Origin of the sequence: Streptomyces sp. MMBL 11-1 (assembly GCF_028622875.1) — a bacterium.
Lineage (GTDB): Bacteria > Actinomycetota > Actinomycetes > Streptomycetales > Streptomycetaceae > Streptomyces.
Genome location: NZ_CP117709.1, coordinates 596,417 through 608,013, shown reverse-complemented (window position 1 = coordinate 608,013; position 11,597 = coordinate 596,417). Strand labels below are relative to the sequence as shown.

The 11,597-nt window shown below is 70.1% G+C and carries 10 protein-coding genes; 6 read left to right on the top strand and 4 right to left on the bottom strand.

Going from position 1 to position 11,597, the window contains the following annotated elements:
* Nucleotides 1–135: 135 nt before the first annotated feature.
* The gene (locus PSQ21_RS02620) at nt 136–849 is read left to right on the top strand and encodes a type VII secretion system-associated protein (protein ID WP_274028773.1); all 714 of its coding nucleotides are present in this window, start codon (nt 136–138) and stop codon (nt 847–849) included.
* Nucleotides 850–860: 11 nt separating this feature from the next.
* Complete coding sequence (locus PSQ21_RS02615) at nt 861–1,475, top strand: type VII secretion system-associated protein (RefSeq protein ID WP_274028772.1); 615 nt, start codon at nt 861–863, stop codon at nt 1,473–1,475.
* 67 nt (nt 1,476–1,542) lie between these two features.
* Here PSQ21_RS02615 and yjfF read toward each other — a convergent pair whose 3' ends face one another.
* The 4 genes from yjfF to PSQ21_RS02595 all read right to left on the bottom strand — a co-directional run bounded on the left by yjfF (nt 1,543) and on the right by PSQ21_RS02595 (nt 6,124).
* Nucleotides 1,543–2,520 (bottom strand): galactofuranose ABC transporter, permease protein YjfF, encoded by a 978-nt coding sequence (gene yjfF, locus PSQ21_RS02610; protein ID WP_274028771.1) that lies wholly within the window; start codon nt 2,518–2,520, stop codon nt 1,543–1,545.
* Nucleotides 2,517–3,524, bottom strand: a complete 1,008-nt coding sequence (locus PSQ21_RS02605) for an ABC transporter permease (protein ID WP_274028770.1) — start codon at nt 3,522–3,524, stop codon at nt 2,517–2,519. The genes yjfF and PSQ21_RS02605 overlap by 4 nt, the downstream gene beginning before the upstream one ends.
* Complete coding sequence (locus tag PSQ21_RS02600) at nt 3,521–5,071, bottom strand: sugar ABC transporter ATP-binding protein (protein WP_274028769.1); 1,551 nt, start codon at nt 5,069–5,071, stop codon at nt 3,521–3,523. The genes PSQ21_RS02605 and PSQ21_RS02600 overlap by 4 nt, the downstream gene beginning before the upstream one ends.
* A gap of 78 nt (nt 5,072–5,149) precedes the next feature.
* Nucleotides 5,150–6,124, bottom strand: coding sequence for an ABC transporter substrate-binding protein (locus PSQ21_RS02595; RefSeq protein WP_443334368.1), 975 nt, complete (start codon nt 6,122–6,124; stop codon nt 5,150–5,152).
* A 338-nt stretch (nt 6,125–6,462) separates the two neighbouring features.
* Between PSQ21_RS02595 and PSQ21_RS02590 the strand changes: the two genes are divergently transcribed.
* The 4 genes from PSQ21_RS02590 to araA all read left to right on the top strand — a co-directional run bounded on the left by PSQ21_RS02590 (nt 6,463) and on the right by araA (nt 11,507).
* Complete coding sequence (locus PSQ21_RS02590) at nt 6,463–7,494, top strand: LacI family DNA-binding transcriptional regulator (RefSeq protein ID WP_274028768.1); 1,032 nt, start codon at nt 6,463–6,465, stop codon at nt 7,492–7,494.
* Between the two features lie 164 nt (nt 7,495–7,658).
* The gene (gene araB / locus PSQ21_RS02585) at nt 7,659–9,335 is read left to right on the top strand and encodes a ribulokinase (protein ID WP_274028767.1); all 1,677 of its coding nucleotides are present in this window, start codon (nt 7,659–7,661) and stop codon (nt 9,333–9,335) included.
* The gene (locus PSQ21_RS02580) at nt 9,335–9,997 is read left to right on the top strand and encodes an L-ribulose-5-phosphate 4-epimerase (RefSeq protein WP_274028766.1); all 663 of its coding nucleotides are present in this window, start codon (nt 9,335–9,337) and stop codon (nt 9,995–9,997) included. The genes araB and PSQ21_RS02580 overlap by 1 nt, the downstream gene beginning before the upstream one ends.
* Nucleotides 9,998–10,016: 19 nt before the next feature.
* Nucleotides 10,017–11,507 (top strand): L-arabinose isomerase, encoded by a 1,491-nt coding sequence (gene araA / locus PSQ21_RS02575; RefSeq protein ID WP_274028765.1) that lies wholly within the window; start codon nt 10,017–10,019, stop codon nt 11,505–11,507.
* Nucleotides 11,508–11,597: the final 90 nt, after the last annotated feature.

The window sequence follows — 11,597 nt, the reverse complement described above, 5'->3', positions numbered from 1 at the left end:
CGACGGCCCGGACCGGTATCGCGTATCCGCGCAGCACGACAGTCCGGAGGGAACTGGATGCCGACATCTGAAGAACTTCTGCATTCCGTAAGGGAGTTGCGCGCCGCACTGCTTCCCGACACGGTGGGTGCGCCCGTGACTGGTGCTCCCGCCCGCTTCCCGCGCGCCTCCGCCGCGCCCTTTGACCACGCGCCCGTGGCCGTCGCGGCGGGAGAGCCGGAATTCCCGGTGCCACCCGCCGGCATCGTCGCGGCGGCCCGCCGTGCGCCCGACCACTGGCTGTCGGTGGCCGACCGGCACTGGCTCGGCGAGCGCGACGACGACCCCGCGCCCCCGTGGGCCGTGCTCGGCCGCTGGCGCAGCGACGAGCGGGGCGACATCGTCGCGTGGCAGTCCAATCCGGACTACCGTCCCTCGCCCGCCGCGCTCGGCTGGGCCCCGCCGGTCAGCGACGCCGACGCCGCTCTCCACTTGGCCGCCACCGGATACGGCCCGGACACGGACGTCGCCGAGGCGCTCGCGGAGGCGGGAACCGTGGCCGTGTGCGTGACCGGGGACGGGCTGCCCGCCTGGACGGCGGCCCCCGGCGGAACCCACGCCCTGCCGGCCTTCCCGATGCCGCCGCAGGCGCGGGTGGACCGTCTGCCCGCGCATGTGATGATGACGCTTCCCGAACTCCTCCGCCAACTGCCGCCCGGCCGGGACGTGCTGTTCCTCAGCGCGTCCGCCCCGGCCGCCCTGCTTGTCCGCGCTGACGAGATCCGGACGCGGTGGGAGGAGGCGACGGGCGAGCGGGCGCCGGCAGCCCCGACGCGGCCCACCGAGCACGGAATCAGGCACCCGAAGTGAACGAGGACACGATGAGTGAGTCCGGCGCCGAGCCGTCCGTCTCCCCCCTGGACCCCCCGCCCCCCGAGGAGTACGTCCAGGCGGCCAGACTGGCGCCCGACCACTGGTTCTACCTGCCGGATCCCGCCTGGCGGGGGGAGGGACCGCCGCCGGAATGGGCCGTGGTCGGCCAGTGGCGTTCGGACTCCGCGGGCGTGATCGTCGCGTGGGAGGACAACGAGGACTACCGGCCGTCGCCGGAGGCGATGGGGTGGCCCGAGCCCGCCGACGAGGTGGACCGCGCCGTCCAGCTCGCCACCACCGGATACGGTCCCGCGAAGGACGTCACCGCGGCGCTGGCCCGGGCCGAGGTCGCGGTACCGGTCACCGCGGCCGGCGAGCCGGTGAGCGCGTCGGCACCCGACGGCACGGCGGTGGTCCCCGTCTACACCTCGCCGCGTTATCTCCAGGGCATCGGCAGGCTGGGGTACGTCCGGCTGCCGGTCACGGATCTCCTCGCCCGCGTACCCGTGGGACACAGCCTGTGCCTCAACAGCTCGGCCCCGGTCAGCATGGTGCTGGCCACGGAAGGCCTCGCGGACGTGCTGGCGGAAGCCGCCGATGAGTTCGCCGGCCCCGACCGGTAGACGACCGGAGCCCGCACGAGAAGCCTCGCGCGGGCCCGCTCCGGCGGGGGACCGCCGCCGGTCACGCTCAGGCCTGCCGGCGGACGATCAGACGCTGGAGCACGATGAAGGCGAGCAGGAGCGCGCCGATGACGATCTTCGTCCACCAGGAGCTGAGGGTGCCCTCGAAGGAGATCAGCGACTGTACGGTGCCGAGGACCAGCACCCCCACCACGGAACCCACCACATATCCCGTCCCGCCCGCAAGGAGGGTCCCGCCGATGACGACGGCGGCGATGACGTCGAGTTCCATCCCGACGGCGTGCAGTCCGTAGCCGGAGAGCATGTAGAGGCTGAAGAGCAGCCCGCCCAGCGCGGAGCAGAAGCCGCTCACCACATAGACGCCGACCTTGGCCCGGCTGGTGGCCAGGCCCATCAGGCGGGCCGAGGACTCACTGCCGCCCACCGCGTACACGGTCCGGCCGAACCGCGTCAGATGCAGGACGTACAGGGCGGCCAGGACCACGACCAGCGCGATCACGACGCTGTAGGTCAGTGTGACGTCGCCCGGCAACGTGATGGCTCCGCTCGCGAACTCACGGAAGGAGGGCTCGGTGATGGAGACCGATTCGACACTGATGAGGAAGCACAGCCCGCGGGCCAGGAACATGCCCGCGAGCGTGACGATGAAGGGCTGCACCTCGAAGTGGTGGATGACCAGGCCCATGAGCAGGCCCAGGGTGGCGCCTGATCCGAGGACCGTGATGATCGAGAGCAGCGGAGGCCAGCCCGCGTTGAGGGTGGCCGCGGCGATCATGGTGGAGAGGGCGGCGACCGCGCCGACCGAGAGATCGATGCCGCCGGTCAGGATGACGAAGGTCATGCCGACCGCGAGGACGATGAGGAAGGAGTTGTCGACGAACAGGTTCGCGACCACCTGCCCCGACGCGAAGTTCTCGTAGCGGATCGACCCGGCTCCGAAGGTGACCACGAACACCGCGAAGGTGGCGACCACGGGCAGGAAACGCTGGGGAAAGCGCGCGGGGGAAAGAGCCGAGGTGCTCATCCGGCGGCCACCTCCTGGGAGCGGGACGTAGGAGTTGTGGTCGTGCGGCGCGCGCGGAGCATCTTCGTGGTCCGGGGCGACTGGAGCAGGCAGACGACGATCACCACGACGGCCTTGAAGACCAGAGTGACGTTGGTCGGGACGCCGATGGTGTAGACGGTGGTGGTCAGAGTCTGGATCACCAGAGCGCCCACCATGGTCCCGGCGAGGGAGTACCGCCCCCCGGCCAGCGAGGTGCCTCCGATGACGACGGCGAGGATGGCGTCCATCTCGATCCACAGACCGGCGCTGTTGGCGTCGGCGGCGTTCACGTTGGAACTGATCATCAGGCCCGCGACACCCGCGCACAGACCGGCGAAGACGTAGACCGTCCAGATGATCGTGCGGGAGCGTACGCCCGCCAGTTCGCCTGCCTTGGGGTTGATCCCCACGGCTTCGATGAGCATGCCCAGAGCGGTCCGGCGGGTGATGAGGGCGACTGCCGTCAGGACGGCGAGGCTGATCAGGATCGCGATCGGCAGGACGAGGAAGCCTGAGCCGATCTGCCGGTAGAGCGGATCCCTGACGGTGATGATCTGGCCCTCGGTCAGCAGCATGGCGCCGCCACGGCCCGCCGTCATCAGAACCAGGGTGGCGATGATCGGCTGGATCCCGAGGACGGATACCAGGAAGCCGTTCCACAGTCCGAGCAGGACGCACACGCTCAGAGCCAGCAGGATCGCGGTGACCGCGTCCCCTCCACCGGATATGTAGGTGCAGGCGATCGCGCCGGCGATGGCGGCGACGGCCCCCACGGACAGGTCGATGCCGCGGGTGGCGATGACCAGGGTCATGCCGACGGCGATCAGCAGCGTCGGCGCTCCGTTGCGCAGGATGTCGACGATGCTGCCGAAGAGGTGCCCGTCCTGGATCCGCAGTTCCACGAAGGAGGGCTCGACGGCGATGTTGAGGACGATCAGCGCGGCGAGCGCGACGAGCGGCCACAGCAGCCGCGAGCGCGTCATGAGGCCACCGCCGCGGTGTGGTTGTCGCTCGGAGCGGCGATCACAGACATGATCTGGTCCACCGAGACGTCCTGCCCGGTCAGTTCGGCCACTTTGTGTCGATCGCGCAGGACGACGACCCGGTCGGACACGCGTACCACTTCTTCCAGTTCGGCGGAGATGAACAGCACGGCCATGCCCTCGGCCGCGAGATCGGCCACGACCTTCTGGATGTGCGCCTTGGCGCCGATGTCGATGCCCCGGGTGGGTTCGTCGAGGATGAGCAGCCGGGGCCGGGTGACCAGCCAGCGGGCGAGCAGCACCTTCTGCTGGTTCCCGCCGGAGAGGGTGCTCATGATGGCGTCGGGGTCGGCGGGGCGGATGTCCAGCTTCGCTATGTACTCCGCCACCAGGGCGTCGGAGGTGCGGCGCGGGACGGGCCGTGCCCACCCCCGGGCGGCCTGCAGGGCCAGCACGAGGTTGTCGCGGATACTGAGATCGGCGACGACCCCCTCGGCCTTGCGGTCTTCGGAGCAGAAAGCCACACCCCGGGCGATCATCGCCCGGGGGCCGCGAGGGCGGTGCGCGCGGCCGTCGATGGTGAGAGTCCCGGTATGCGCGCGGTCCGCGCCGAAGAGCACACGGGCCAGTTCCGTGCGGCCCGAACCGAGCAGGCCGGCCAGACCCACGACCTCCCCGGCGTGGATGTCCAGGTCGATGGGGGCGATCGCTCCCGTGCGGCCCAGGGCTACGGCGCTGAGCAGCGGCGCGGTACCGGGCGCCCGGACCTTGGAGCGCCGCCGTACCTCCTCCAGCGCTCCCCGTTCCCGCCCGAGCATCGCCGCGACGAGGTCGATGTGGTCCATCTCGGACGGCAGGTACTCGCCGACGAGTGTGCCGTTCCGCAGGACGGTCATGCGGTCGGCGATCTCGTAGACCTGGTCGAGGAAGTGCGAGACGAAGAGGATGGCGACACCGTCGTCGCGCAGCACGCGCACGATGCGGAAGAGTTCGGCGACCTCGTCGGCGTCGAGGCTGGAGGTGGGCTCGTCCAGGACCAGGACGCGTGCGTCCACGACCAGTGCCCTCGCGATCGCCACGAGTTGCTGCACGGCGATCGGGTGCGAGCTCAGCGGAGAGGCGGGATCGATGGACAGGCCGACGCGGGCGAGCAGTTCCTTCGCCCGTGCGCGCATGGCCCGTCCGTCGATGTGCCCCAGCCGGCGGGGCTCGCGGCCCAGCAGGATGTTCTCCGCCACCGAGAGATTGGGCAGGAGATTGACCTCCTGGTAGACGGTGCTGATTCCCGCTTCCTGGGCTTGACCGGGCGTGTCGAAAGCGACCGGTTCGCCGTGCAGGCGTATGACGCCCGTCGTCGGAGGGTGCACGCCGGTGAGTGCCTTGATGAGGGTGGACTTGCCTGCCCCGTTCTCGCCCATCAGAGCGTGCACTTCACCGGGGAGCAGGCGGAAATCGACGCCCGAGAGAGCTTTGATGCCGGGGAACTCCACGCGGATGTCGCGCATCTCCACCACCGGGGCGCCGGTGAGCGCTGAGGAATCGGTCATGAGCCATGCTTTCGTCGTGGGAACGGTCCCCGCCCCGCCGCCACGAGGGGCGCGGCGGCGGGGACCGGAGCTCGCGGGTCAGTACTGCCGGTCGGGCAGTGCCTTCTTCGCCTGCTCGGGCGTGAAGGTCGTCTCCTCGGTGACCACCCGCTTGGGGACCTTCTCGCCGTCCACGACCTTCTTGGCGAGGTCCATGAGCTGGTCGCCGAGGAGCGGATTGCATTCGACGATGTAGTTGATCTCCCCGTCGGCCAACGCCTGCATACCGTCCTTGACGGCGTCAACAGTGATGATCTTGATGTCCTCGCCGGGCTTCTTGCCCGCGGCCTTGATGGCTTCGATGGCGCCCAGGCCCATGTCGTCGTTGTGGGCGTAGACGACATCGACGTCGGGGTTGGAGCGCAGGAAGGCCTCCATGACCTGCTTGCCGCCGGAGCGGGTGAAGTCACCGCTCTGGGAGGCCTTGATCGTGATGTCGGGGCGCGCGGCGATCTTCTCCTCGAAGCCCTTCTTGCGGTCGATGGCGGGCGCGGCGCCGGTGGTGCCCTGCAGTTCCACCACGTTGACGGGGCCCTTGGTGTTCTCGACGAGCCACTGGCCGGCCTTCTCGCCCTCCTCGACGAAGTCGGAGCCGAGGAACGTCTCGTACAGGGTGTCGTCGTCGGAGTCGACCGCGCGGTCGGTCAGGATCACGGGTATGCGGGCCCGCTTGGCCTCCAGCAGCACCGCGTCCCAGCCGGTCTCCACCACCGGGCTGAAGGCGATCACGTCGACCTTCTGCTGGATGTAGGAGCGGATGGCCTTGATCTGGTTCTCCTGCTTCTGCTGAGCGTCGGAGAACTTCAGCTCGACGCCGGCGGCCCTGGCGGCCTGTTGGACGGACTTCGTGTTGGCCGTACGCCAGCCGCTCTCGGCGCCGACCTGGGCGAAGCCCATGGTGATCCCGGCGTCCCCGCCGCTGTCACCGTCCTTGCCCGAGGTGCTGCCCGAGCCACACGCGGTCAGCGTGGCGAGCAGTAGAACGCTGACACCTGTGGCGATCTTCTTCAACACTGCTTCCTCCGTGCTCAACTGTGCCCACTCGGGGTGACGAGCTTCGCGTGACCGCAGTCACTGGTGCATCAGAGTGAGCGTTCACATCTACCCAGTCAACCCCTGGAACACCGCGATTTTGCGCGCCTGGGGCGGGGTGAGGAGGTGCGGTATGTTAGCGCTCATTGTTCCAGCGTTCCGGAAGATCACAGGGCCGGGAACGCCTCCCGTCCGCTTCCCGGCGGACGTGGGGAGGGGGCGCTGGCTGCCAGCCCCCCGGCCTGGTTAAGGTTCGAGGTGGCGCGTCCCTGCGTGGTCCCTCACAGGTGTCGGGCAGGCAGCAACGGCGGAGTCAGGAGATGCAGGTGGAGGACACCTCGGCGGCTACCCGGGTACGCGAGCCGGCGATGACGGATGTGGCACGGCTCGCCGGGGTCTCCCATCAGACGGTCTCCCGCGTGCTCAACGGGCACCCCAACGTCCGGGAGCAGACGCGGCTGAGAGTGCGTGCCGCGATCACGGAGCTGGGATACCGGCCCAACCGGGCCGCTCGCACCCTGGTGACCGGCCGTTCCCAGCAGATCGGTGTGGTGGCGCAGAACTCGACGCTGTACGGGCCCACCTCGATGCTGGCCGCCTTCGAGTTGGCCGCCGCGGCCCAAGGCTTCGCGGTGAGCGTGCGGCGGGTGCGGGTCCTTGACCGCTCCTCCATCGCCGCGGCGGTGGAACACCACCGGGACCAACGGGTCGCCGGCATCGTGGTCATCGCTCCCACCGCGTCCGCCGACGAGGCGCTGGCGGAGATCCCGGCCGATGTTCCGCTCGTGGCCGTCGACGGGGACCCCGACCGGGGCGGAGCGCTGGTCACGGTCGACCAGGAGGCGGGGGCCTTCGCCGCCACCCGGCACCTGCTGGACGCGGGGCACCAGACCGTGTGGCACATCTCGGGTCCGCCGGACTGGTTCGACGCCGCGGGCCGGGCGCGCGGATGGCAACGTGCCCTGCGGGAGGCCGGTGCGGAGATCCCCCCCGTCAGTTCCGCCGACTGGAGCGCGTCCTCCGGCTACCGCGCGGGCCAGATGCTGGCCCGCATGCCGGATGTGACCGCCGTGTTCGCGGCCAACGACCATCTGGCCCTCGGCGCCATCCGCGCCATGGCCGAGCGGGGCCGCCGCGTCCCGGACGACGTGAGCATCGTCGGATTCGACGACGTGCCCGAGGCCGAGTTCTTCTCGCCCCCGTTGACCACGGTGCGTCCGGACTTCGACGGAGTGGCCACCGAGACCCTCGGTCTTCTGCTGGCCCGGATCGAGGGTGAGTCGGGGCCTTCGCTGCGCACGCTCAACCCCACACTCATCGCGCGGGAGAGCGTCGCGTCTCCGCGCGCCTGAGCCCCGCTGCCGGTCGATCGCCCCGCATGCCCGGCTGACCCCTGACTGATCCCTGGTTGAGCACGCTCACACGCTGAGCCTTTCCTGTCGGTGGATGTCTTGACGAGCAGATTGTTAGCGATAACACTTCGGGTGTCCGTCGACGAACGATCAAAGGTGGCTTCATGGCCGACGAACCTGATTCCCTCGTAGTCGGTGTCGACTACGGCACGCTGTCCGGTCGCGCCGTCGTGGTACGGGTCCGGGACGGGGCGGAGCTGGGCACGGGTGTCCATGCCTACCGCCACGGCGTCATCGACCGGTCGCTGCCCGCGACGGGCCAGAGCCTGCCGCCGGACTGGGCGCTGCAGGTTCCCGAGGACTACCTCGACGTTCTGCGGATCGCCGTACCGGCCGCGATCGCGGACGCCGGGGTCGATCCGGCCCGTGTGATCGGGATCGGGACCGACTTCACCGCCTGCACGATGGTGCCGGCCACCGGGGACGGAACCCCGCTGTGCGACCTGCCCGGACTCGCCGGGAATCCGCACGCGTACGTCAAGCTCTGGCGCCACCACGCCGCCCAGCCGCAGGCCGACCGGATCAACGCCCTGGCGAGGGCGCGCGGGGAGAAGTGGCTGCCGCGGTACGGGGGGCTGATCTCCTCGGAGTGGGAGTTCGCCAAGGCGCTGCAGATGCTGGAGGAGGCGCCCGAGGTGTACGCCGCCATGGACCGGTGGGTGGAGGCCGCCGACTGGATCGTCTGGCGGCTCACCGGGACGTACGTACGCAACGCCTGCAGCGCCGGTTACAAGGGAATGCGCCAGGACGACGAGTACCCCGCCCCGGACTTCCTCGCCGAACTGAACCCCGCCTTCGCCGACTTCGTGACGCGGAAACTGGATCAGCCCATCGGCAGGCTCGGCGACAGGGCCGGCGCGCTGAGCGCCGAGGCCGCGGCCTGGACCGGGCTGCCGCAGGGCATCGCGGTCGCCGTGGGCAACGTCGACGCGCATGTCACCGCCCCGGCGGCCGGGGCCGTGGAGCCCGGCCAACTGGTCGCGATCATGGGCACCTCCACCTGCCACGTCCTCAACGGCGACACCCTGCGCGAAGTCCCCGGCATGTGCGGCGTGGTCGACGGGGGCATCGTCGACGGGCTGTGGGGCTACGAGGCCGGACAGAGCGGAGTGGGGGACATCTTCGCCTGGTACGTCGACCACCAGGTCCCCGAGGGCTACCACGCGCGGGCTCGGGAACGCGGCCTGTCCGTCCATGAACTGCTCACCGAACTGGCCGCGGACCAGCGAGTCGGTGAGCACGGGCTGATCGCCCTCGACTGGCACAGCGGCAACCGCTCGGTACTGGTCGACCACGAACTGTCCGGAATGGTTCTGGGGCAGACCCTCTCCACCCGGCCCGAGGACGTCTACCGTGCTCTGCTCGAAGCCACCGCGTTCGGCACGCGCACGATCGTGGAGACCTTCACCGCCGCGGGCGTACCCGTCAACGAACTCATCGTCGCGGGCGGCCTGGTGCGCAACGCGTTCCTGATGCAGCTCTACTCCGACGTCCTCGGCCTGCCGCTGTCGATCATCCGCTCGGCCCAGGGGCCGGCCCTCGGATCGGCGCTCCACGCGGCGGTGGCCGCGGGCGCGCACCGCGATGTCCGAGCCGCCGCTGCCGCCATGGGCTCGGTCGACCGGGCCGTCTACCGGCCCCGCCCCGCGGAGGCCGCCGCCTACGACCGGCTCTTCGCCGAGTACGTCGCCCTGCACGATCACTTCGGCCGGGGCGGCAGTGACGTCATGCGCAGGCTGCGGGCCATGCGCCGCTCCGCCATCGAATCGAAGGAGAAGTGATGGGCGCCGTCGACAGTGTGAGGAACCTCCGGCAGACCGTCGCTGACCTGCACCGCGAACTGACGCGGTACGGGCTGGTGATCTGGACCGCCGGAAACGTCTCGGCCCGCGTCCCGGGGGAGGACCTCATGGTCATCAAGCCCTCCGGCGTGTCCTACGACGACCTGAGCCCGGACACCATGGTCGTGACCGACCTGCACGGCAACCTGGTGGAGGGCGACCTGGCACCGTCCTCGGACACCGCCGCCCACGCCTACGTCTACCGGCACATGCCCGAGGTCGGGGGAGTGGTGCACACGCACTCGCCCTACGCCACCGCCTGGGCCGCGCGGGGCGAGCCCATCCCGTGTGTCCTGACCATGATCGCCGACGAGTTCGGCGGCGAGGTCCCGGTCGGCCCCTTCGCGCTCATCGGCGACGACTCCATCGGACGCGGCATCGTGGACACGCTCCGTGACAGCCGCTCGCCCGCCGTCCTCATGCGCAGCCACGGGCCCTTCACCGTGGGTCGCGACGCGCGTTCGGCCGTGAAGGCGGCCGTCATGGTCGAGGACGTGGCCCGCACCGTCCACTTCGCCCACCAGCTGGGTACCCCGGACGCCATCGACGCGGCCGCCGTGGACCGGCTCTACGAGCGCTACCAGAACGTCTACGGCCAGTGAGCCCACGAGGGGAAGACCGATGAAGAGCACAACCCAGCCGCAGATCTGGTTCCTGACAGGCAGTCAGCACCTCTACGGTGCCGAGACCCTGAACCAGGTCGCGGAGCAGTCGGCCAGGATTCAGGAGATGCTGGCCGCTTCCGGACGGATCGGCGCCGAGATCGTGGGAAAGCCGGTGCTGACCGAGGCCTCCGCCATCCGCAGGACCCTGGAGTCCGCCAACACCGATCCCGCGTGTGTCGGAGTGATCGCGTGGATGCACACCTTCTCTCCGGCGAAGATGTGGATCTCCGGGCTCGACGCGCTGCGCAAGCCCCTGCTGCATCTGCACACCCAGCTCAACCGGGAACTGCCGTGGTCGTCCATCGACATGGACTTCATGAACCTCAACCAGGCAGCCCACGGCGACCGGGAGTTCGGCTACATACAGACCCGCATCGGGGTGGCCCGCAAGACCGTGGTGGGCCATGTGTCGGATCCGGAGGTCGTCAGGCGGGTCGACGACTGGGTCCGGGCGGCCATCGGCTTCCACCGCATGCGCGACCTCCGCCTGGCGCGCTTCGGCGACAACATGCGCGACGTGGCCGTGACCGAGGGCGACAAGGTGGAGGCGGAACTCCGGTTCGGCGTCAGCGTCAACACCTACGGTGTCAATGACCTCGTCGATCTCGTCGACGCGGTGACCGCCGGAGAGATCGACACGCTCGTCGACGAGTACGTCGAACTCTACGAACTGGCACCCGAGTTGATGCGAGGCGCCGATCGTCACTCCTCACTGCGCGATGCGGCCGCCATCGAGGCCGGTCTGCGCCGGTTCCTGGAGCAGGGCGGCTTCGGCGCCTTCACCACCAACTTCGAGGATCTGGGCGGGCTGCGGCAGCTGCCCGGCCTGGCCGTCCAGCGCCTCATGGCCGACGGTTACGGCTTCGGGGGGGAGGGCGACTGGAAGACCTCCGCCCTGCTCGCCGCCGCGAAGGCCATGGGCCCGCGGGCCTCGTTCATGGAGGACTACACCTACCACTTCGGGCCCGGCACACCCAAGACCCTCGGTGCCCACATGCTCGAAGTCTGCCCCTCGATCGCTGACGCCCGGCCGTCCTGCGAGATCCACCCCCTGTCGATCGGAGGGCGTGAGGACCCGGTGCGCCTGGTGTTCGACGCCGCCGCCGGCCCCGCCACGGTGATCGGTCTGGCCGACATGGGCGACCGCTTCCGGCTCGTCGCCAACGACATCGACGTCGTGCTGCCGGACGAGCCGCTGCCGTGCCTGCCGGTGGCGCGAGCGGTGTGGGAGCCGCGGCCGTCGTTGTCCACATCGGCCGAGTGCTGGCTGATGGCCGGCGGCCCGCATCACACCGTCCTCACCACGGTGGGGCCGGACGTGCTGCGTGACTTCGCGCAGATGGCCGGTACCGAGCTGGTGATGATCGACGACGCCACGACGGCCCATGACTTCGCGGACCGTCTGCGCTGGAATCAGGCGTACCACCGGCTGGCCCAGCGGATGTGACCCGAACCGACGGGTGATCCGCCCCGTCCCGTGGGAAGGAGCCCCCGCCCGATCGGGCGGGGGCTCCTTCCCACGGGACGGGGCGGATGC